Here is a 22,382-nt window from a genome sequence, read left to right on the forward strand (position 1 = left end):
GATGAACGAGTTCCTCTTCGTCATCGTCCCCTACCTGTGCCTGACGATCTTCGTAGCCGGTCACCTGTGGCGCTACCGCTACGACAAGTTCGGCTGGACCACCAGGTCTTCCCAGCTCTACGAGAACCGGTTGCTCCGGATCGGCAGCCCACTGTTCCACTTCGGCATGCTCGGCGTCGTGGGCGGCCACGTCATCGGTCTGCTGGTGCCGCAGTCCTGGACGGACGCCATCGGGGTCAGCGAACGGACGTACCACGTGGTGGCCGTGACCGGAGGCTTGCTGGCCGGCGTGATGACGGTGGCCGGTCTGGCCATCCTGGTCTACCGCCGACGCACGGTCGGTCCCGTCTTCTCCGCCACGACGGTGATGGACAAGGTGATGTACGCCTTCCTGGCGGCCGCGATCGTGCTGGGCATGTGGAACACGATCGCCGGCTCGATCCTGACGATCGGCGGCGAGTACAACTACCGCGAAGGCGTCTCGGTCTGGTACCGCTCGTTCCTCGCCTTCCATCCCGACGCCTCGCTGATGAGCCAAGCGCCGCTCGGCTTCCAGCTCCACGCCCTCGTCGCCTTCGGCCTCTTCGCGCTATGGCCCTTCACCCGCCTGGTCCACGTCTTCAGCGCTCCGGTCGGCTACCTGACCCGCCCCTACATCGTCTACCGCAGCCGCGACGACGCCGGCCTCGGCAGCCACCGCCCCCGTCGCGGCTGGGATCGGACCCGATGAGAACCAGCGTGGGTCTCGCCCGGGATCAGGAGGGTGCCTGTACCGCGGCGACGGCGCCGGCCCAGTGGGCGCGCTGTCGCCTGCGAGCGGACTGGTCGAGGGTGGGTTCGAAGACGCGGGTGGTTCGTTGCTCTGCCCAGCCGGTCGTCTGGCCGAGCGTCGTCCAGGCGAGTTCGGCGGCCCCGAGTGCTGAGATTTCGGCGACGTCGGAAACCTCCACTCCGAAGCCGAGCAGGTCGGCCTGGGTCTGCATCAACAGGCTGGACACGGTCGCGCCGCCGTCCGCGCGCAGCCGGCAAAGGGGAACTCCGGTCGCGCCGATCCAGTCGGTGATGTCGCAGATCTGGTGAGCGACCGCGTCGACACAGGCGCGGGCGATGTTCGCCCGCGTGGTGGCTGTGCTCATCCCGGTGATGGCCGCCCGGGCGTTGCGGTCCCAGTGCGGTGCCCCGAGCCCGGCGAAGGCCGGCACCAGGGTGACACCGCCTGCGTCAGGCACCGTCGCAGCCAACTCGACAAGCGTCCCGACGTCCGGCAGGCCGAGCAGTTCGGCGGTCCAGGCCAGCGCCGCACCTGACGAGACGATGTTGCCCTCGAGTGCGTAGACCGGCCGCTCGGTGAGCCAGGCCAGAGTGCAGCCGTCCGGGACGAACGATTCGACCGGCGTCATCACCGACGACCCGGTTCCATAGGTGGCCTTGACCAACCCCGCCGACCGGCACCCCTGGCCATACATCGCAGCATGCGAATCACCGAGGACCGCGACAATCGGAATCCCGTCCGGCAGTCCGCGGACGCCCGCGGTTGTCCCGAAGCCGGCATTCGAGGCGCGCACCTCCGGCAGCACGGAGCGCGGCACCCCGAAGGCGTCCAGCAGTTCGGTAGACCAGCCGAGCTCGACCACGTCGTACAGGAGGGTCCGGGACGCGTTGCCGGCCTCGGTCAGGTGCTCACGCCCACCGGTGAGTTGATGGATCAGCCACGAATCCATCGTGCCGACGTGCAGATCGCCGGGATCGAGCCGCGACAGTAGCCAGTTGAGCTTCGGTGCCGAGAACATCGCGTCAACCCTCAGCCCGGTGCGCGAGCGGACCAGTTTGCCGACAGCCGCCGGTAGCTGCGAGCACCAGGTGGATGCCCGCACGTCCTGCCAGCCGATCACCGGTGTCACCGATCGCCCGGAACCACGACTCCACCCGACGACCGATTCACGCTGCGTCGACAAGGCGATCCCGACGAGGCCGACTGGGTCCGCACCGGCGATCGCCTGCTCGACGGCCCGCAGGACGCTGCTCCAGATGTCGTCGGCATCCTGCTCGACCCAGCCAGGTCGAGGGCTCGAGAGCCCGACCGGCGCGGCGCCCGCGCCCAGTACCGCGCCGTCCGCGCCGATCAGAATCGCCTTCGTGTTCGTGGTGCCCTGATCGACAGCCAGTACGGCCTCTGCTCTCGCCACCTTCGACCGCACCCCTTCCGACAACTTTCAACCGAGCTCTTGACGGGACTCTAGCGGCGCGGTGAAACTCATGGCGAGCCTTTATGCGGTACTGAATATCTATTCACAGGATGGGAGCCGATGAAACCGAGCAGACGCCGGGTGATCATCAACACCGACGCCAAGAACGAAGCCGACGACCAGTTCGCGATCGTGCACGGACTGTTGTCGCCGACCTTCGACATCCGCGGCCTGATCCCCGCCCATTTCGGCACCCGCCGATCGAACCGGAGCATGGCGGAATCGCGCGAGGAGATCGACCTGCTGCTGGACCTGCTCGACCTGGCCGGCAAGGTGCCGGTCGCGAACGGCGCCCCGACCGGCATCCCGGACGAGCAGACTCCGGTGGACTCCCCCGGTGCCCGGCTGATCATCGAGGAGTCCAAGCTGGCCGGGCCGGGCGACCCGCTCTTCGTGTCCTTCCTCGGTCCGCTCACCGACATGGCTTCGGCGATCCTGCTCGACCCGGAGATCGTGCACCGCGAGGTGATCGTGATCTGGATCGGTGGCCGCGGCTACCACGGTCACAGCTCGTACCCCGGTATCGAGTTCAACCTGTCGAACGACATCCACGCGGCCAACGTGGTGTTCGGATCCGGCGTCACCGTCTGGCAGGTACCGAGCGACGTCTACACCAAGGTGTCGGTCAGCTACGCCGAACTCGACGAGAAGATCGGCGACGCCGGTCCTCTGGGCAAGTACCTCATCGAGCAGTTGCACGAGTGGAACGAGAAGTGGCACGGCGAGCCGATCGAGTCCCGCTCCCTCGGCGACTCGCCAGCCATCTCGTTGATGCTCTACCCCGACAGCGGCAACCTGCTGGTGCGTCCGGCCCCTCGGTTCGGCATCGACGGCTGGTATCTGCCCGGCACCAACAACCCGATCAGTGTGGTCGAACAGGTCGACGTCCGCTTCCTGCTGGAGGACATGTTCGCCAAGATCCGCCGGTTCGCCCGGCAAAGGAGCACATCATGACTGGCAGCACCTTCACCCGCCGGGGATTCCTCGGCCTCACCTCCGCCGCCGTCGCAGGCGCCGGTCTGACCGCCTGCACCGGGAGCGGTACGTCGACCAGCAGTGGCGCGACCGCGGCCGCCTCCAACAACCTGCGGTTGTTCACCTACGAGGACGACTCGACGATCGGCCTGCTGAAAGCGCAGCTGAAGAAGTTCGACGCGCAGAACGGTACGACGACCACCGTCGAGAGCCTGCCCGGATCGGGAGCGGCCGTCTACCCGGACAAGCTCCGGACCCAGCTCCTGGGCGGCAAGGGCCCGGACATCTGGCGGATCTGGGGTGGTCAGATCGGCAGCCCGTTCGCGAAGGCGAAGCAGGCACTCGACCTGACGCCGTACTACCAGAAGTACGGCTGGGACTCGAAGATCAACACCGCGGCGATCGGCGGGATGACGTTCGACGGTGTGAAGTCCGGCCTGCCGTTCGTCTCCCTCGGGATAGGTGCCTGGTACAACAAGTCGCTCCTTGCGAAGGCCGGTGTCAGCGCCCCGCCGAAGACCTACGCCGAGCTGGAGACGATGAACGACAAGCTGGTCGCCGTCGGGGTCACGCCCTGTGGTCTGGGCGGCAAGTACGGCTGGGACATCATGCGGCTGTTCGAGTACCTGCTCGAGCACACCGCCGGCCCGGAGCTGCACGACAAGCTGCTGACCGGCGCCGAGAGCTGGGACCGGCCCGAGGTCGTCGAGGCGTTCGCGTTGTTCAAGAAGTGGCAGGACAAGAAGTGGCTGCCGCAGGGCGCACTCGGCCTCGACCCGGCCGATATCGAACCCGGGTACGTCCAGGGCAAGACGGCGTACACGATCACCGGACCCTGGACCGAGGCGGCCGCCATCTTGTCGGCGAAGAAGAGCCCGGCCGCCTTCGGCAACTTCGAGCTGCCGACCGACCAGAGCCCGGCCCGGCACTCGGGCTTCGTCGAGGGCTACATGATCAACGCCAAGACCGGGAACGCCGACAAGAGCGCCGCACTGCTCGACTTCATCGTGCAGCCCGCGACGCAGAAGGCGATGCAGGTCAGTGCGTCGACGGTCAAGGGCGCCGAGCCCGACCCGAAGGCGCTGCCGCTGTCAGCGGAGTGGGCGCAGAAGTTCGGCGGCAACCCGTTCTACACGATCCAGGACCAGGCGTTCCCGAAGAAGCAGGCCGACCAGTACTTCAGCGTGCAGAGCGATCTGCTCCAGGGCTCGCTGAAGCCGGACGCCGCGGCGAAGAAGATGCAGGACATCGTCTCGGCCTGGGCGAAGGGCTGATCGGCCACCATGGCGACGATCGCACTGTCCAAGCCAACGAAGGTCAAGCGGGGCGGCAAGTGGTCGCCGTGGTTGTTCGCGCTGCCTGCCCTGGTGGTGTACGTCGCGTTCCTGGTGTACCCGGCGATGTCATCAGTGTGGTTCAGCCTGACCGACTGGGACGGTCTGAGCGCGACGTACAGGTTCGTCGGGCTGGAGAACTACGTCAAACTGCCGAGCGACCCGGTCGTCGTGTCCGCGGTCCGCAACAACGTGATCTGGACCGTGGTGACGATCGCGGTGCCGACCGTGATCGGCCTGGCGCTCGCGATCGCGCTGAACGGCAAGGTGCACGGCAAGCCGATCCTGCGGCTGGTCTTCTACACCCCGGCGGTCCTGCCGCTGGTGTCGATCGCCTCGATCTGGGGCTGGCTCTACAACCCGCAGTACGGCGCGATCAACTCGTTCCTGCGATTGATCGGGCTCGACGGGCTCGCGCAGCCGTGGCTGGGACAGGACTCGACCGCGTTGTGGGCGGTGATGGTGCCGGCGATCTGGTTGCGGACCGGCTTCCCGATGCTGCTCTACCTTGCCGCCCTGCAGGGAATTCCGGACGAGCTCTACGAGGCGGCGACCGTCGACGGTGCGAGCCGGTGGCAACAGTTCTGGCACATCACGATGCCGAGCCTGCGACCGGCCCACTACATCGTGCTCGCGCTGTCGCTGATCGACTCGTTCAAGGTCTTCGACATGATCTACGCGATGACGTACGGCGGTCCCGGTACGTCGACGCAGGTGATGGGAACCTGGATGTACTTCAACGTCTTCCAGTACTACCAGGCTGGTTACGGTACGGCGATCGCGGTCGTGATCACCCTCGTCGCAATCGCGGTGGGCATCCCGTACGTGCGGTCGCAGACCCGGGAGGCATCATGACGATCGCGCCGGTTCGGGTGCAGACCGCCGTACCCGCCGAGGTGGCACCGGCGAGCCGGCCGCCCAAGGGCCGGCGCGGGCTGGTGATGACTCTGGTGCTCGCGGTGGCGGCGATCTTCTGGATCTCCCCGCTGGCACTGCTGGTGGTCACCGCGGTCCGGCCGCTCGCGGACTTCATCGGCAGCGGGCCGCTGTCCTGGCCGGACCAGTTCACCCTGGCCAACTTCAAGGACGCGTGGGGCATCGGCAACTTCGCCACCACGTACCGCAACAGCGCGCTGCTGGCACTGATGAAGGTGCCGCTCGGAGTGCTGATCTCGGCCATGCTCGGGTTCGCCCTGGCCAAGCTGCGGATGAAGTTCCGCCGGACGGTGATGTTCACGGTCTTCCTCGGGCTGACCATCCCGATCTACATCGCGATCGTCCCGGTCTTCATCATGATGCGCTCGGCCGGCGCGACCGACAGTCTGTTCGGCCTGATCGGACCGTACCTCGCCTTCGGCATCCCGTTCGAGGTGCTGGTGCTGCAGTCGTTCTTCCGGCAGATCCCCGACGAGATCATCGAGGCGGCCAAGGTGGACGGCGCCGGCAACTGGCGGGTGTTCTTCACGATGATCCTGCCGCTGTCGTTGCCGGCCCTGGTGACGGTCGCGATCCTGGACGCGGTGGCGACCTGGAACGAGTTCCTGTTCGCGCTGATCCTGCTGAACTCCGACGCGCACAAGACGATCCCGGTCGGGCTGCTCAACTTCCAGGGCCAGTTCGCCAACAACAACACCGGTCTCGCGGCGGGCATCCTGATCGCCGTGGTGCCGATCCTGATCGCATACACCCTGCTCCAGCGCTGGATCGTCGGCGGCCTGACCGCCGGCGCCACCAAGGGCTGACCAGATATGAAGGAGATGACCATGACTGACATGCCGGTCTTCGGCGCGGGTATCTGGCACTTCGCGACCTACAAGGACCGCTACGCCACCGACGGCTACGGACCGCCGGTCGGGCTGCTCGAGCAGATCGACCGGGCCGGCGCCGTCGGGGACCTGTCCGTGGTCGACCTGAACTGGCCGTTCGTCGGCTACGACGGAACCCTCGACGAGGTGAAGGCCGCGCTGGCCCGCAACAACCTGAAGGCGATCGCGATCACTCCGGAGATCTACACCCGCGACTTCGTCAAGGGATCCTTCACCAACCCGGACCCCGCCGTGCGCAAACAGGCGATGGAACTGTTGCACCAGGCAACCGAGCTGGCGAAGGACCTCGGCTGTTCCTACGTGAAGCTCTGGCCGGGCCAGGACGGCTGGGACTACCCGTTCCAGGTGAACTACCACGACATCTGGAACCTGGCCCTGGACGGCCTGACCGAACTGGTCTCGGCCCACCCCGACATCAACTTCGTGATCGAGTACAAGCCACGCGAGCCGCGGGTGAAGATCATCTTCCCCAACGTCGCCCGCACCCTGCTCGGGATCGAGAAGATCGGGTTGCCGAACCTCGGAATCCTGCTCGACTTCGGGCACTCGCTCTACGGTCAGGAGACGCCCGCCGACGCGGCCCAGCTGGCGATCGACTACGGCCGGCTGTTCGCGATCGACGTCAACGACAACCTGCGCGGCTGGGACGACGACATGGTGGTCGGTTCGGTCCACCTGGTCGAGACGTTCGAGTTCTTCCACACGCTGCGCAGGAACAACTGGGAAGGCGTCTGGCAGCTGGACCAGTTCCCGTTCCGCGAGGACAGCGTCCAAGCCGCCAAGCAGGCGATCCGGTTCCTCAAGGCAGTGCACCACGCACTCGACCGGCTCGACGAGGACGCCCTGGCCGCGGCACAAGCCTCGCACGACGCACTGGCGGCGCAACGGCTGATCCAGAACGTCTTGCTCACCTGCCTGACCGAGCTGGGGGATGCATGACGCTGACGGTCGAACACACGACGATGCCGGTCCTCGGACGGCTGCCGATCCACAGCAGCCGTAGCGAGCAGGTGGCGCACATCGCCGAGGCCGCCCGGCAGATCCGGATCCAGGACCTCAAGCTGGTCCACCATGCCGGGGCCGGGCACATCGGCGGTGACTTCTCCGCGATCGACATCCTGGCGACCCTGTACGGCGCCGTCCTCGAGATCAGCCCGGACCAGGTCACCGATCCCGAACGCGACCGGTTCATCCTGAGCAAGGGGCACGTCGCCGGGGCGCTGTACACCACCCTGGCCGCGTTCGGTTTCCTCCCGGTCGAGGAGCTCGCCACCTTCCTGAAGCCGCTGTCCGCGCTGAACGGCCATCCCAACCGGCGCAAGGTCGCCGGCGTCGAGGCCAACACCGGACCGCTCGGCCACGGGCTGCCGATCGCGGTCGGCCACGCCTTGTCGGCCAAGCTGGACGTGTCCATGCGCCGTACCTATGTCCTGGTCGGCGACGGCGAGTTGCAGGAGGGCAGTAACTGGGAGGCGATGATGGCCGCCTCGCAGTACCAGCTGGACCGGCTGACCGTGATCGTCGACCGGAACCGGCTGCAACAGGGCGCCACCACCAAGGAGACCAACGACCTCGATCCGCTGCCCGACAAGGCGGCTGCGTTCGGCTTCGCGGTGGTCGAGGTCAACGGGCACGACCACGGCGAGCTGCTCGACGTGCTGTCCGCCGTACCGTTCCGGCCGGGCAAACCGACCTTCGTGATCGCCCACACCCACAAGGGCCATCCGATCTCGTACATGAGCAACAACGTCGCCTGGCACCACCGGGTCCCCGACAGCGCCGAGTTCCAGCAGGCGCTGACCGAACTGGAGTCCGTGGGCAGACCCCGATACGACAGGGAGTTGGTATGACCGTCGTCGACACCTCGATCGCCGACCAGCCGCGGTACGACTGCCGCGACGCCTACGTCGAGACGCTCGCCGAGCTGGCGCACGCGGATCACCGGATCGTCGGCGTGGTGAACGACTCGGTCGGTTCGAGCAAGCTGAACAGTTTCCGCAAGGCCTTCCCGGATCGGCTGATCAACGTCGGCATCGCCGAACAGGACATGGTCGGGGTCGCGTCCGGACTGGCCAACGGCGGCCGGATCCCGTTCGTCTCGGCTGCTTCCTGCTTCCTCACCGCCCGGGCGCTGGAGCAGATCAAGGCGGACGTCGCGTACTCGAACACCAACGTCAAGCTGTGCGGGATGAGCCCCGGGGTGGCCTACGGCGAGCTGGGCCCGACGCATCACTCGGTCGAGGACATCGCCTGGCTGCGCGCGATCGCCAATCTCACCGTCGTCGTCCCTGCCGATCCGATCGAGACCGCGGCCGCGCTGCGCTGGGCCGCGGCGGTCGAGGGGCCCGTCTTCATCCGGGTCAGCCGGATGAGCGTGCCGATGATCTACCGCGACGACTACCGGTTCCAGGTCGGCAAGGCGATCACCGTCCGGGCCGGGAACGACGTGACGCTGATCAGCAACGGGACGATCCTGTGGCGGGCCCTGGCCGCCGCCGAGCAACTCGCCGCCGAGGGAATCTCAGCCAGAGTGCTGTCGATGCCCACGGTCAAGCCGCTCGACGTCGACGCCGTCGTCGCGGCCGCGCGGGAGACGGCCGGAATCGTCACCGCGGAGGAGGCCGTGTCCGGCGGCGGGCTCGGCGGCGCGGTCGCGGAGACCGTCGTCCAGCACCACCCGACGCGGGTCTCGATCCTCGGCTTCCCCGAGTTCGCCCCGACGGGATCGGCCGGCTATCTCCTGGACCGCTATGGCCTGTCCCCCGCGGGCATCGCGGAGGCCGCGCGCCGATTGGTCAGGACAGGAAACTGACCAGATCGGCGATCGAGACCATCGCGAGGTCGTGCCTGTCGGCGAAAGCCCGCAGGTCCGGACCGGTCATCAGAGTGCCGTCGTCGTTCATCAACTCACCGATCACACCCACCGGTGGCAACCCCGCCAGCCGGACGAGTTCGACGGTGGCCTCGGTGTGACCCGGTCGCTGCCGGACGCCGCCCGGCACCGCACGCAGCGGCAGGATGTGACCGGGCCGGATCAGGTCCGTGGGCTGTGCCGCCGGGTCGGCCAGCACGCGGACCGTCCGCGCCCGGTCGGCGGCGGAGATGCCCGTCCCGACTCCGGTGGCGGCGTCGACGGAGACCGTGTACGCCGTCCGCAGGCTGTCCTGGTTGTCCGGAACCATCAGCGGCAACGCGAGCCGGTCGAGGATCTCGGGTGCGGCCGGTGCGCAGACGTAGCCGCTCGTGTAGCGCACCAGCAGCGCCATCAACTCCGGAGTCGCCAGGCCGGCCGCGAAGGTCAGATCGCCCTCGTTCTCCCGGTCCTCGTCGTCCACGACCACCACCGGCCGGCCGAGCGCTATCTCGTCGACGGCTCGCTGGATGGTGTCCAGCCTGGTCTTTACAGAACTCACGGTCGTTGTCCTCTCGGCATGGCGCTCCGGGGCAACGACAAGCTCCGCGACGGCAACGCGGACGCGACGGGTGGACTCACCCGGTCACGTCGGCAACGCACACCGTCCCGCAGACTGCCACGTGCATCTTCCCATCCGGACTTTTACCGTCGGTTCTGGAGTTTCACCAGATCAACCGGACGCTCTTGCGAGCGCACGGGTCGCGGACTGTCACCGCCGGCTCGGAATTTCACCGACCCCAGAGCACGTGTTCTACGTTTGCGCGCCAGTCTATCCGCACAGCTCACCACGTGGAGTGTCATGTCCATCTCAGTCCCTGACCCGGTCGTCTGGCGCGAGCTCGAGTTCACACTGTCGGGTCGGCACGCCGCTCCCTACGCCGAGGCCGAGGTCTGGGTGGATTTCGAGCACGAGGGTGGTACCCGGCTGCGGCGTCCCGCGTTCTGGGACGGTGGGGAGTCCTGGCGGGTCCGGTTCGCCGCACCCGAGCCTGGACGCTGGTCGTGGACCAGTGGCGGCGCGGTGGGCGGGCAGACCGGTCGCCTGGACATCGGTACGGCCGACGCCGACGAGCGCAATCCGTTCCTCGCCCATGGCTTCTGGCGGATGTCGGCCGGTGGCCGAAGCCTCGTCCACGCGGACGGTACGCCGGCGATCCTGGTGGCCGACACCGCCTGGGCACTCCCCTGGCGCGCGACCCCCGAACAGGTCCGGAGCTATGCCGCGGACCGGCAGGCGAAGGGCTTCAACGCGGTGCTCCTGATGACCGTGCAGCCGGACATGCGAGCGGTCGGGCCGCGCGACCGCACCCAGGACGAGGGTTTCGGCGTCGGTTTCGCCGACCTCGGCTCCGGTCACCTGAACGAGCTCGAGGTCGGCTATTTCCAGTACCTCGACGAGCTGCTCCGGATTCTCGTCGACCATCACCTGGTACCGGTCCTCCAGCCGGTCTTCCACGGCTTCGGCTGGAAGGGTCTCGACGTGGCCGGCCCGGTCGTGCCACCCGCGGAGTACGCGCGGTACTGCCGCTATCTCGTCGCGAGATACGGCGCGAGCCCGGCGATCTACCTCGTCGGCGCCGATGGCAGCGGCGACGAGCCCCAGATCGCCGCCGGTGGCGAAGAGGTGCACGCCTGGGACTGCTACCGGCAACCGACCGGCATCCACTACCGGCCGCACATCCGTCCGCAGGCCCATCAGGACGCCGACTGGCTGGACTTCCAGTGGTGCCAGACCGGTCACGAGGGTGAGCACGTCCCCGAGCGGGTCGCGGACATGTGGCGGAACCTGCCGGTCAAGGCCGTCGCCAACGGAGAACCGACGTACGAGAACACGGGACGAACCGGCAAGGCGAGCGGCTGGTGGCAGGGACACGAAGCCTGGAGCAACCTGTGCGCGGGCGGGACGATGGGAGTCGTGTACGGCGCCGGCAGCCTCTGGCAATGGCGTCTCCACCCCGCCGAGCCGGGGCACGAGGAGTACTTCCTCGCCCCGGGAGCCGACTGGCGTGCAGCGGTCGACTTCGAGGGATCGACCTACGTCGGTCTGATCAGCACGATCCTGGCCGGGCTGCCGACGACCGACATGGCGCCCGACTGGACGAAGGCGATCGCGGCGCGGGCCCTCGGCGTACCGGGGCGGCTGTTCATCGTCTACCGAGACCAAGGCGGGCCGGTTCCGGTGTTCGACGACACCGTCCCGCTCGGCTACCGGATCGTGGATCCCCGGGACGGCTCGGTCGTTGCGACCGGCAGGCGGCGGTCACCGGCCGATCCGCTCCCCGACGCCGGCGGCGCACCTCGGGTGTACATCTGTCTGGCTGGCCTATAGTCCAATCCTGATCGGCCTGAAGGGGGTCAAGGTGAACGGCAAGCGCGCAGTACGTCAGCCCGGGCTGGACGAGCTACGGCTGCTCGCGAAGGTGGCCCGGATGTACCACGAGAAGGGCATCCGCCAGCCGAAGATCGCGACCGAGCTGAACCTCTCCCAGGCGCGAGTGTCGCGGATGCTGAAGCAGGCCGTGGAGGTCGGGATCGTCCACACCGTGGTGACCATGCCGAGCGGCGTGCACAGCGATCTGGAGGACGAGCTGCAGAGCCGGTACGGTCTACGAGACGCCGTCGTCGTCGACACCGCGGGCTCGGCTGACGACGTACTCCCCGCTCTTGGTTCGGGGGCAGCCGCCTACCTCGACATGACGCTCAGCGGCGGCCACGTCATCGGGATCTCGTCCTGGAGCGAGACGCTCATCAGCGCGGTCGACCGGATGCCACGCAAGAGCGTGCCGGTGGTCGACAAGGTCGTCCAGATCGTCGGCGGTCTCGGCGATCCGGCGGTGCAGATGCAGGCCACCCGCCTGACCGCCCGCTTCGCCGAACTGACCGGCGCGATGCCTGTCTACCTCCCGGCACCAGGACTGGTCGGATCATCCGCGGTACGGCGCGCGATGATGAACGACGAGTCCGTTCGCGACGTTCTGGGCACCTGGGGTCAGCTCACCGACGCGATGGTCGGGATCGGCAGTCTCGAACCGTCCCCGCTCCTGCAACGCAGCGGCAACGCGGTCGCCGAACGGGACCAGGAGGAACTACGCCGGCTCGGCGCCGTCGGCGACGTCTGCTTCCGCTTCTTCGACGAGGACGGGAACCACGTCCCCTCGTCCTTCGACCAGCGGGTGATCGGCGTCAGCGCCAAAGAACTGCTCGCGGTACCCCGCCGCATCGGAGTCGCCGGCGGCGACCGTAAGTTCTCCGCGATTCGCGCCGCCCTGCTAGGCAGCTGGGTCAACATCCTGATCACCGACCTGGCGATGGCAACCCGCCTGGTCGAAGCCCCCCGATGACGCGATACATGGCGTCACGTTGAGCAGAGCCCGTGCGACGTAACCGGCCGGCCCGTCCGGTTGTTCTGGCGAACCCAGCGGCTGGATCGGGTTGGGCTCAGCCGTGCTCTTGCCGTACGGCGGCTGGTTCGCCGGCTCGAGCGTGATACCGGCCTGTGCCGCCTTCTGCGCAACGGCGATCTCGGGACGACCAAGCCTGATACCGATCACACACGGCGGATGTTGCGACGGGCCAACTCTTCAAGGCGGTCGAGCTCTGTCGCAGTCCACGGTTCGGCCGCGTTGCCGGCCCAGGAGTTGCATCGCCGCGGCGAACTGGCGCCGGTGTTCGACCATCTGAACACCTACGACGTGACGACGCATTTCAACGGCCAGAGCACGATCCGGACGCTCGCCGTACTGGCACCGGGACCGATCGCTCTCACGGTCTGGTACCTCTATGTTCACAGCCGCTTCGGGCAGTTCCCGTCGAACTACCAGGACGGCAACATCGGCTGGCCCGTCGCCGGCTGGCTGGAAGCATTCGACCGTCCGCATCTGCTGCCACTTCCAACAGTCAACCCACACACCACCCGCCCCATCCAGCTCTCGGCTGCTCACAGGACCAGTGAAGGGACCTTCGGCCCTGCCGTGAGCCGCGCGGGCGACGGATGCTGCTGCAGAGTGCGTGCGGACGGAGGCTCGCTGAGATGACCGAGTACCTCGTGGGTCGCGGCATCGCCGATATCACCGGTGAGCCGGTGGAGGTCGGCATGCTCGGCTACGGCAAGTCCTGGCAGCGCAGTGAGGGCATCCACCTGAGACTGCGGTCGCGGGCGTTCGCCGTGCTGCACCCGGCGAGTGGCCGGCGAGTGCTGTTGGTGATCAACGACCTGCCGATGGTCTTCGACAGCATCCACCGTGCGCTGCTGCACGCTCTGGCGCGGGAGTACGACGGTCTCTACACCGAGCAGAACACGATGGTGACCGCAACGCACACGCACTCCGGGCCGGGCGGCTACTCCCATCATCGGCTGTACCACTCGAACACCGGCGGCTTCCGGCCCAGGACCTTCACCGCGATCGTCGACGGCATGACCGAAGCGGTCCGCCGCGCACACGACGACCTGGCGCCGGCCGTGCTGACCCTCGCCCACGGCCGGCTCGAGAACGCCAGCGCCAATCGCTCCAAGGTTGCCTTCGACAACAACCCGGTGGGTGACCGGGACCATTTCCCCGACGGTATCGATCCACAGACGACGCTGCTGCGGATCGACCGCGACGGCAGCCCGGTCGGGGCGATCAACTGGTTCGCCACCCACAACACCAGCATGACGAACACCAACACGCTGATCAGCGCGGACAACAAGGGCTACGCCGCGTACCACTGGGAGCGGCTGGTCGAAGGCGTCGACTACCGCGCTCGCCGGTCCGCGGACTTCGTCGCCGCGTTCGCCCAGACCAACGCCGGCGATCAGACGCCGAACCTGGAGCTGAGACCCGGACACGGGCCGACCGCGAACGATCTGGAGAACACCCGCATCATCGGACTCCGCCAGTACGCCGCGGCCGCCGCGCTGATGACGGCCGGGGGCCGGACCCTGACAGCGGGAATCGACCACCGGCTCACCTATGTGGACCTCGCCGCCGTCACGGTACGGCCGGAATTCACCGGCGACGGCAGGGTGCACCAGACCGGCGACCCGATCGGCGGCGCCTCCGCACTGGCCGGCAGCCACGAGGACGGTCCAGCCTTCCGCGGCTTCCGCGAAGGCGGCAATCCCTTGTGGGACCGGCTCTCCCGGCTCGTCTATGCCCGTTCCCCACGGCTGCGGGACGCCCAGGCTCCGAAGGCGATGGTCGTCGGCGGGCGGGCGGTGAACCTGTTCGGTCCCTACGTCGCGCGGGCAGCGCCGATCCAGTTGCTGCGGATCGGTCAGCTCGTCCTGATCGGTATCCCCGCCGAGGTCACGATCGTCGCCGGACTGCGCCTGCGCCGGGCGGTCGCATCGATCCTGGCGGCTGACCTCGCCGATGTACTGGTCGCCGGCTACAGCAACGGCTATCTCCACTACGTCACCACCCCGGAGGAGTACGACACCCAGCAGTACGAAGGTGGCAGCACCCTGTTCGGTCGCTGGACCCTGCCCGCCCTGGTCCAGATCGTCTCCGAGCTGGCGACGGCGATGCGGGACGGGAAACCGGTCAGCATCGGCTCAGCCGGACCGGATCTCAGTGACCGTCAGCGGCACGCCCGGCCGCGGATTCCGCCTGACCAGCCGCCGCCCGGTCACCGGTTCGGCGACGTGCTCGTCGAACCGCGATCCCGGTACCGCCACGGCGACACCGTGACGGCGGTGTTCGCGGCGGCTTATCCGACCACGACCTGCATCGCAACGGCACCTACCTGGAGGTCCGCAGGTCGGACGGCCACAGCTGGACCACCGTCGCCGACGACGGCGACTGGTCCACCACGTTCCGGTGGCGGCGCGCCCGGCGCGGTCAGCTCGTGGTCGTCACCTGGACCGTGCCCGCTGCCGCGGAGCCCGGTGACTACCAGATCTGCTGGCACGGAGAGGTCCACGACCGGGTCCTTCGGCCCTACTCGGGATCGTCGCGGGTGTTCACCATCGAGAGCGGAGGAGGTGATGACGGTGCGGATCAGACTGCCGCGGCGCAACGGCCGGCGCGTTGACGTCCCCGGCGAACGGGCCATCATGCCGTTCGTCATGCGCCGGCGTACCGACTCAGAGGTCTACTTCGAGCAGCACATCGACATCGCGGCGGCGCAGGACTGGATCCGCCGCTGGAACGCGGCGGGCGGTCCGCCGCTGAGCCTCTTCGTCCTGGTACTGCACCAGGTGGCCCAGCTGCTGCACGACCGCCCCCGGCTGAACAGGTTCATCGCCCGCCGCCGGTACTACGACCGCGACGGCATCTACCTGTCCTTCGGCGCCAAGAAGGCGATGACCGACGACGCACCGCTGGAGATGCTCAAGCGGCGCTTCGAGCCGAACGAACCGCTCGCCACCACGATCCGCAGCCTCGAAGCCGCCGTGACGGAGGCACGCGTCGGGCATGGCGCCGACGTCGACAAGGAGGTGGACCTGTTCCTGACCCTGCCGACTCCCCTGCTGGACGTGGCGATCAGCTTGTCCCACTGGCTTGCCGAGCGGGGACTGCTGCCCGGCGCGCTGAGCCGCTCGGACCCGCTGTACGCATCGGCCGTGGTCTCGAACCTGGGCAGCCTCAAGACGGATGCGGCCTTCCACCATCTCTACCAGCACGGGGACTGCCCGCTGTTCCTCGTCGTGGGCCAGGTTCGGCCGACCCCGGTGGCCGTCGCCGGGACCGTTCAGGTGCGGCAGATGCTGACGCTGCGCTGGACCTTCGACGAGCGGATCGCGGACGGTCTGTACGCCGCCCGGTCCGCCGAACTGTTGCGGTCGTGGCTGGAGGATCCCTTCCACCGGCTCGGGTCGCCCGAGGAGGCCGTCCGGCACTGGCGTGGCGCCACCAGCGCCGTGGCTGAGGCGTGACGATGCGGCAGGTCGACGATCTCGGCATGATGTACCTGGCCGCGGAGAACAACCGGGTCAGCACCCACACCGCAGCCCTGATCACCTTCGATCCGTCGGCGTTGCCCGGCGGACGGCTCACGGCCGGCCGTCTGCGCGACCTCGTCCAGGAGCGGCTGCCACTGATCCCGGCGTTTCGCCGGCGGCTGGTCCGGGTTCCTTTCGGGCTCGACCGTCCGTACTGGACCGAGACCGACTGTGACTTGTCGTACCACCTGCGGGAGATCGCCCTGCCCGAGCCGGGCGACGACGAGATCCTGCGTGAGCAGGTAGCCCGGATCTTCTCCCGGCGGCTGGACCGCTCGCGACCACTGTGGGAGATGTACCTGATCCAGGGCCTCGCCAACGGTCGCGCTGCGGTACTGACCAAGGTCCACCACGCGGTCGCCGACGGCCTCGCGGGCGCGGAGATCGTCGCGACCCTCACGGACCCTGCACCGCAGCCGCGCACCCCAGCAGCGGCAACCACGCCGGTCCCTGCCACACCGCCCTCGCGGCCGTCCTCACCGTCGATGCTGTGGCGCGGCCTCACCGGCATCGTCCGCCAGCCGTTGCGGGCGGCGGCCGGTATCCCCTCCATGCTGTCCGGCGTCGACGAACTGCCTGTCTTCGGCACCATGCCCGGGGTCCGGCTGGTCGGCGCCGGCCTCGCCCTGGTCCGGCGGGAACACCGGCACCGGGCCCCGGTCCAGGCGCCGCGGACATCGTTCAACCGGCAGATCTCCCCGCATCGCCGGATCGGCATCGCCACCGTCGGGTTCGATCAGGTGAGGTCGGTGAAGAACCGGTTCCAGGTGAGTGTGAACGACGTCGTGATGGCGATCGCGGCCGGCGCGCTGCGTCGCTGGTTGCTGGACCACGAAGAACTCCCCCGGCGGCCGCTGACGGCAGTCGTACCGGTCTCGTTGCGGGCCGGCCGCTCGACCGCCTTCGGCAACGATCTCAGCGCCGTCGTGGTGCCCATTCCGACCGACGTCGACGAACCGGTCGCCCGCCTGATCGCCGCCCGGGCGGCGATGCTGACCGCGCTGCGCGATCTCGGCAGCACTGCTCCGGACGCGCTGGCCGACACGCTCCGGATGGTGCCTCCGGTCCTCGTCGTCCGAACCACCCAACTGCTGACCCGGCTCAACACCTGGGCTCCCCGGACCCCCGCGATGAACGTGAACATCTCCAACGTGCCCGGACCGCGGGAACCGTTGTACCTGGCCGGGGCGGAGGTCGAGTCGATCGTGCCGCTGGCCGGCATCACCGACGGACTTGGCCTCAACATCACCGTGATGAGCTACTGCGGGAACATACACATCGGCGTCGTCGCGGATCGTGACCAGGTTCCGGACGTCCAGCGGCTGGCCGACTTGATGGCCGAGGAGCTCACTGTGCTGGTTGGCGCGGCTGTCCGGTGAGGGTCTTCAGCCTGCTCGACAGCAAACGCTGGACGGTTCGGTCCGCGCCCATCCCGTTGTGGGTACTGCGGACCTCGACGTGCTCCGCCGCAGGGTCGAGACAGGCGCGCCAATCGACGACTCCGTCCTGGCGTGAGTAGAGCGAGACGAAGGGCAGCCCGTCTGGCCAGGCGGACTCGAGCAGGGCACTCGTGCGATCCGCACAGCCTCCGGACAGGCAGTCGGTCGAGACGAGCCAGGGCCACGCACCGAGGTTCAAGCGGGCCAGCAGATTCACCTGGGTGATGATTTCCGGGGTTGTCGCCAGTTGGTGCAACAGTGGTGAGGCCAAGGTGACAAGGCCCGCCACCTGGTCGGGGCGGCGTACCGCCAGCATCCGGCAGAGCGTGCCACCGCGGCTCTGCCCGACCAGCGCGACGGGTCTGCCGGCTTCTTGGACCACCTGCTCCAGCCGGCGTTCGAGCAACTCGAGCAACATCTCGGTACAACCGCAGTTCAGCACGATGCCGCTGGTGAAGGTCGCATGGCCCGAGCGCCTCAGGTGCCGCGCAAGCGGAACCAGCGACCAGTCACCGGCCAGGAAGCCGGGGACCATCAGCACCGGTACTTCGTCCGACCGACGAGGGTCCACAGCCGCAACCTGTGGTCCGAGCGCCTGGAGGTACGCCAGCCACCCGAGCACCTCTCGCCCACGCGACGCCACGGATGGACTGTACGGTTCCCAGGTCCGGTCATCGGCCATGCTTGTCGCCCTCCTCCTTCGAAGTGTAGGCACCCTCGAGGAGTTCGCGACCAGGCCTGACTACTCCACTACCCGCAGGGCCGCGGGGATGTTCATCCGGCGGTCGCGTCGCAGCGACAGGACCGGGGCGAGGGCAACCACCGAGACGCCCACCACGAGCGTGAGCAGCACGGTGCTGGTGGACAGGGTGGGCTCGACCAGGAGCTCTGGTGTCACCTGGTCGAAACCGGAGACGATGTACCGCAGCCCGGCGTAGCCGCCGGCCAGACCGACGAGGGTGCCGAGCAGGCCGATGACGGCGTTCTCGGCGATCGCCATCGCCAGGACGACCCGCGGCGGCAGGCCGAAAGCGAACATCGTGGCGTGTTCGCGAGTCCGTTCGTCGGCGCTGATACCCGCCGTGTTGAACGCGATCAGCAGCGCCAGCAAGACGGTGGCGCCCTCGATCACCCGGAGAATGCCGGTGAACTGGGCGAGCGCGTTGTCCAGCACCTCGGCGAAACCACCCGCCGCCTCGATCGCCGCGACGCCGTGCAGCCGGAACAGGCTGCTCCTGAGCTCATCGCTCCCCCCGGAAGGAACCACCGTGACCTGGTTGGCGGTGCCGGTCAGCCCGAAGAGCTCAGCTCCACCTGTGTCGAGATAGGCGAAAGTGCGCCACGGGTCGGGATGCAGCGCGCGGACCGGTACCTGGGTGGTGACCAGGCGGAAGCCGTCGGCCGATCTCACCGGGTGCCGCAGACCGACCGTCGAGCCCGGCTCCACACCCAGGTCGTCCGCTGCCTTCCTCGACAACACGATGCCGTCCTTGCGACCGGTGTCGCGAAGCAGAGTCGGAGCCCAGATCTTGTTGCCGAGATCGGTCACCTGGACCACGACGTCGACCGCGGTCCCCCCATCGGTGAGGGTTGCCGGGACCGCCAGTTGAGGCTCCGACGCGGTGACGCCGGAGGTCCCGGAAACCGCGCGGATCGCGTCGGAGCTCAGCGGGTAGTACGTGTCCAGCGTGACCACAAGCCGATCGGGACTGCTGTGCGCGACCTCCGCCCGGTTCGCCTGCCCGGCGGCGGAGAAGGTGTCCAGGAGTCCGAGTACTGCCACGAGCGAAGTCATCGCGGCGGCGATACCGAGCACGGTGAACGCAGTCCGCCGCGGGGCTCGGAGCACGTTGCGCAGCGACATCGACAGGTAGGCGCGTCCAGGCAGATGCGCCTTGGACAGCAGCGACAGCAGGCGGCCTCCTGATCGCGCCGCGCCGTACGCGCCCGTCCGGATGGCTTGGACCGGATCCATCCGGACAGCGCGGATGATCGGAACGACGGTAGCGAGTATCGGGATGAGCAGCCCCAGTACGGCGGCCTGCAGGAACCGGCCCGCCTGGAACGGTGTCACCCAGACCGGCAGGGGCAGCAGGTCCGCCATCACACTGCCCATCGCCCGGCCGACGAGCCAGCCGACGCCGATGCCCGCCATCACCCCGACGACAGCGATCTGTACGCCGACCAGCATCGGCCGGACCGCGAGCCGGCGGGCCGGTACGCCGAGCGCCATGCCGATGCCGATCTCCCGGCGCTGGGCCTCGATCATCCGGTTGACCAGGTTGAAGGTCGCGAACGCCGCTCCGAACAGGATCAGGAAGGCGAACACGTTCCAGGTGGTCTGGTCGTTGCGGGCGTCCTCGTACAACGCCCGGTGGACCGGATCCTCGGCCTGAGTGGTGACGGTTCCACCGAAGGGCGCCACCGCCGCGGCGAGTTGCTCTCGCAGCGCCTGCTGGTCACTCCCCGGTCGCAGCAGCAGGACCAGATCGTTCACCTTGCCCGGGTGCCCCGTCGCGTGCTGTGCGGCGGCCCGCGGCATGAACACGACGGCGTACCCCGTCTCGCCCAGAACCATGCCGCTGCGCCCGATCACCTGGAAGTACTCCGGCGTGTAGCCGGTTCCGACGTACTCGACCGATGTACCCGCGCTGAGCAACAGGCGTCCCTGTGCTGGAAGGTTGTGCGCGGCCGCGAACTTGGACTCCAGCACCGCCACCGCGGTGTCGTTGGAGCGAAGGCCCCGGCCGCCGTCGACGTACAAGGCATTGACCGGGGCCTGACCGGACGGCATGCCCACGACCTCGCCGGGGACGAGTAGCGGGCCAGTGCCGGTTGGAACCTCGACGAGGGTGGGTGTGACCAGTCGCTCGATCACCGCGGTGACAGCGGAGGCATCCCGCAGACCGGCGACAGCGCGCGCCAGCGATCCCTCGGCGGCGAACCCGCCTTCCGGCAACTGCACGCGTAGGTCATGCATCGCCAGACTGTGATAGCTGCGGTCGTTCGACTCGATGCGCCAGGCGCTGGTGCCACCGAGACCCGCGTACACACCGGTTCCCACGGCGATCACCAGGGCGAGCGTCGTCACCAGGAGCCAGCGGCGCCGCAGGTCGCGCCACGACCAGGTGAGCCAGAGCCGGAGAGAGCCCGCACGCATGGCCGTCACCAGTGCAGGTCCGCCGTGCGGCACTTACCGCCGCTCGGTGGACCGTCGCTGACGATGCGGCCGCTGGACAGCTCGATCACCCGGTCCGCCACCCGCGACAACTCGCGGTTGTGGGTGACGACCAGAACCGTCTTGCCCGCCTCGGCCTGCTGCTGCAGAAGTTCCAGGATCTGTACGCCGGTGCCGAAGTCGAGCTCCCCGGTCGGCTCGTCGGCCAGCAGGATCGGGTTGTCGGTGGCCAGCGCCCGGGCGATCGCGACCCGCTGCTGCTCGCCACCCGACAACTGGTGCGGGAAATGACGCATCCGGTCGGCCAGGCCGACGCGGGCCAGCTCGGCCCGCGCGACCTCGGCCGCTGACCCGCGTCCGGCGACCTCGGCCCCGAACTGCACGTTCTCCAGGGCGGTCAGTCCGGGGAACAGGTTGAAGGTCTGGAAGACGAAGCTCACGGTATGGCGCCGCAGCGCGAACTGCGCGCCGCGCGACGCCCCGGTCATGTCCCGGCCGTTGAGCGCGACCCGGCCGCCCGTCGGAGTGTCGAGCAACCCGATCATGTTGAGCAGCGTCGTCTTGCCACTTCCCGAGGGGCCCAGCACGACGACGAAGGCAGTCTCGTCGACATGAAGGTTCACGTCCGTCAGCGCGGTCACCGTCGTGTCGCCGATGACGTACTGCTTGACCACGTCGTCCAGATCTATCCGGGTTCCGACGGACAGGTCCGGCGACGACTCGCGCAGATGAACGCTGGTGCTCTGGTCCATGGCGGTCGTCAGTTCTGGTGGGCGATGGTGGTGTCTTGGTGGTGGTCGAGGGCGCGGGGCTCGTTGGCGACGGTGACGCCGCCGAGGATCGCGAGGCCGTTGAGGTTCAGGACCGGGGCGTTCGGTGGCAGGTAGCCGTCGGCGTGGGTCTTGTCGTCGAAGCCGCCGAGGATGGGGGTGCCTTTGATGGCAACCCGCCACCCGTGTGGGACGAGGACGTCCACGCCGCCCATCAGGGCGAAGGCGTCGACCGTGGCAGCCTCATCGATCCGCGACTCGCGCAGGTCGAGCGTCACGCTGCCGGCGATCGCCGTGGCGTCACAGCGCTGCAGGTGCTCGGAGCGGTCGGTCATGCGGGTACCACCGAACAGTGCGAAGGTGCTGCCCGAGCCGGTGCTGGGGCTGTGGTTGCTGCGGGTCAGACCGAACAGCACGATCAGGCCGACGACGACGAGCAACGCCGGGCCGAACAGGCTGCCGGTGGTCCACGACAGCTGGTCGGCCAGCAGCACGAAGCCCAGCGCGATGAGCAGCAGTGGGCCTACCGTCGCGCGCCGCCTCGTCACCAGCGCCGTCAGGCCGAGGCCGATCACGGCGATCGGCCACCAGTCGGTGACTCCGCCCAGGCCGGCGCCGGCGGCCTGGAGTATCCCGATCACACCAAGGGCCAGCAGTACCAGCCCGATCCAGATCCGTACCGGTGTCATCACAAACTCCTTTCCTCCACCTTCCACGCTTCCGCCGGCCACGCGTCCCGGGCAGGGTCCAAAGTCCCGGGAGCGTGTGCCGGAGT

Annotated in this window: 19 protein-coding genes and 1 riboswitch; of the genes, 13 read left to right on the forward strand and 6 right to left on the reverse strand. The window is 68.3% G+C overall.

Annotated elements, in window-relative coordinates; all coding sequences use genetic code 11:
* Window positions 1–730 (forward strand): respiratory nitrate reductase subunit gamma (narI, locus tag ABD116_RS03960; RefSeq protein WP_343964882.1); only part of this gene is annotated, 730 nt, incomplete at its 5' end.
* 25 nt (window positions 731–755) lie between these two features.
* Here the strand turns inward: narI and ABD116_RS03965 are convergent.
* Window positions 756–2,186, reverse strand: coding sequence for an FGGY-family carbohydrate kinase (locus ABD116_RS03965; RefSeq protein ID WP_343964883.1), 1,431 nt, complete (start codon window positions 2,184–2,186; stop codon window positions 756–758).
* A 120-nt stretch (window positions 2,187–2,306) separates the two neighbouring features.
* Here ABD116_RS03965 and ABD116_RS03970 point away from each other — a divergent pair, with 120 nt between their 5' ends.
* The 7 genes from ABD116_RS03970 to ABD116_RS04000 are packed head-to-tail and all read left to right on the forward strand — an operon-like array spanning window position 2,307 to window position 9,193.
* The gene (locus ABD116_RS03970) at window positions 2,307–3,200 is read left to right on the forward strand and encodes a nucleoside hydrolase (RefSeq protein WP_343964884.1); all 894 of its coding nucleotides are present in this window, start codon (window positions 2,307–2,309) and stop codon (window positions 3,198–3,200) included.
* Window positions 3,197–4,495 carry an ABC transporter substrate-binding protein gene (locus ABD116_RS03975; protein WP_343964886.1) on the forward strand — a complete coding sequence of 433 codons (1,299 nt, stop codon included), beginning with the start codon at window positions 3,197–3,199 and terminating at the stop codon, window positions 4,493–4,495. Before ABD116_RS03970 ends, ABD116_RS03975 begins: the two co-directional genes overlap by 4 nt.
* A gap of 9 nt (window positions 4,496–4,504) precedes the next feature.
* On the forward strand, window positions 4,505–5,410 hold the full coding sequence (locus ABD116_RS03980) for a carbohydrate ABC transporter permease (RefSeq protein WP_343964888.1): 906 nt from the start codon (window positions 4,505–4,507) through the stop codon (window positions 5,408–5,410).
* Window positions 5,407–6,297 (forward strand): carbohydrate ABC transporter permease, encoded by an 891-nt coding sequence (locus tag ABD116_RS03985; RefSeq protein ID WP_343964890.1) that lies wholly within the window; start codon window positions 5,407–5,409, stop codon window positions 6,295–6,297. Before ABD116_RS03980 ends, ABD116_RS03985 begins: the two co-directional genes overlap by 4 nt.
* A gap of 21 nt (window positions 6,298–6,318) precedes the next feature.
* The gene (locus ABD116_RS03990; protein ID WP_343964892.1) at window positions 6,319–7,320 is read left to right on the forward strand and encodes a sugar phosphate isomerase/epimerase family protein; all 1,002 of its coding nucleotides are present in this window, start codon (window positions 6,319–6,321) and stop codon (window positions 7,318–7,320) included.
* Window positions 7,317–8,231, forward strand: a complete 915-nt coding sequence (locus ABD116_RS03995) for a transketolase (RefSeq protein WP_343964894.1) — start codon at window positions 7,317–7,319, stop codon at window positions 8,229–8,231. Before ABD116_RS03990 ends, ABD116_RS03995 begins: the two co-directional genes overlap by 4 nt.
* Entirely contained in the window at window positions 8,228–9,193 is a 966-nt protein-coding gene (locus ABD116_RS04000) for a transketolase family protein (protein ID WP_343964896.1), read from the forward strand. Before ABD116_RS03995 ends, ABD116_RS04000 begins: the two co-directional genes overlap by 4 nt.
* Here ABD116_RS04000 and ribB read toward each other — a convergent pair.
* Window positions 9,177–9,794 carry a 3,4-dihydroxy-2-butanone-4-phosphate synthase gene (gene ribB, locus ABD116_RS04005; RefSeq protein WP_343964898.1) on the reverse strand — a complete coding sequence of 206 codons (618 nt, stop codon included), beginning with the start codon at window positions 9,792–9,794 and terminating at the stop codon, window positions 9,177–9,179. The genes ABD116_RS04000 and ribB overlap by 17 nt on opposite strands.
* A 117-nt stretch (window positions 9,795–9,911) precedes the next feature.
* Window positions 9,912–10,045: riboswitch (FMN riboswitch) on the reverse strand.
* Window positions 10,046–10,094: 49 nt separating this feature from the next.
* On the opposite strand from ribB, the gene ABD116_RS04010 reads away from it, so the two are divergent.
* The 5 genes from ABD116_RS04010 to ABD116_RS04030 all read left to right on the forward strand — a co-directional run bounded on the left by ABD116_RS04010 (window position 10,095) and on the right by ABD116_RS04030 (window position 17,599).
* A complete protein-coding gene (locus ABD116_RS04010) occupies window positions 10,095–11,624 on the forward strand; it encodes a glycoside hydrolase family 140 protein (protein ID WP_343964900.1) in 1,530 nt (509 codons plus the stop codon).
* Window positions 11,625–11,655: 31 nt separating this feature from the next.
* Window positions 11,656–12,636: a sugar-binding transcriptional regulator gene (locus ABD116_RS04015; protein ID WP_343964902.1), complete on the forward strand. Its 981-nt coding sequence runs from the start codon at window positions 11,656–11,658 to the stop codon at window positions 12,634–12,636.
* A gap of 282 nt (window positions 12,637–12,918) precedes the next feature.
* Window positions 12,919–13,329, forward strand: a complete 411-nt coding sequence (locus tag ABD116_RS04020) for a hypothetical protein (protein WP_343964904.1) — start codon at window positions 12,919–12,921, stop codon at window positions 13,327–13,329.
* Window positions 13,326–16,154, forward strand: a complete 2,829-nt coding sequence (locus tag ABD116_RS04025; RefSeq protein WP_343964906.1) for a neutral/alkaline non-lysosomal ceramidase N-terminal domain-containing protein — start codon at window positions 13,326–13,328, stop codon at window positions 16,152–16,154. Before ABD116_RS04020 ends, ABD116_RS04025 begins: the two co-directional genes overlap by 4 nt.
* Before the next feature lie 2 nt (window positions 16,155–16,156).
* A complete protein-coding gene (locus ABD116_RS04030) occupies window positions 16,157–17,599 on the forward strand; it encodes a WS/DGAT/MGAT family O-acyltransferase (protein WP_343964908.1) in 1,443 nt (480 codons plus the stop codon).
* Here ABD116_RS04030 and ABD116_RS04035 read toward each other — a convergent pair.
* The 4 genes from ABD116_RS04035 to ABD116_RS04050 all read right to left on the reverse strand — a co-directional run bounded on the left by ABD116_RS04035 (window position 17,568) and on the right by ABD116_RS04050 (window position 22,296).
* A complete protein-coding gene (locus ABD116_RS04035) occupies window positions 17,568–18,302 on the reverse strand; it encodes an esterase/lipase family protein (RefSeq protein ID WP_343964910.1) in 735 nt (244 codons plus the stop codon). The genes ABD116_RS04030 and ABD116_RS04035 overlap by 32 nt on opposite strands.
* A gap of 99 nt (window positions 18,303–18,401) precedes the next feature.
* Window positions 18,402–20,819, reverse strand: a complete 2,418-nt coding sequence (locus ABD116_RS04040) for an ABC transporter permease (RefSeq protein WP_343964912.1) — start codon at window positions 20,817–20,819, stop codon at window positions 18,402–18,404.
* Window positions 20,820–20,824: 5 nt separating this feature from the next.
* Window positions 20,825–21,589 carry an ABC transporter ATP-binding protein gene (locus tag ABD116_RS04045; protein ID WP_343964914.1) on the reverse strand — a complete coding sequence of 255 codons (765 nt, stop codon included), beginning with the start codon at window positions 21,587–21,589 and terminating at the stop codon, window positions 20,825–20,827.
* Window positions 21,590–21,597: 8 nt separating this feature from the next.
* Window positions 21,598–22,296 (reverse strand): LiaF transmembrane domain-containing protein, encoded by a 699-nt coding sequence (locus ABD116_RS04050; protein ID WP_343964916.1) that lies wholly within the window; start codon window positions 22,294–22,296, stop codon window positions 21,598–21,600.
* Between the last annotated feature and the right edge of the window lie 86 nt (window positions 22,297–22,382).

This window comes from Kribbella koreensis, assembly GCF_039525325.1.
GTDB classification, from domain to species: Bacteria; Actinomycetota; Actinomycetes; order Propionibacteriales; family Kribbellaceae; genus Kribbella; species Kribbella koreensis.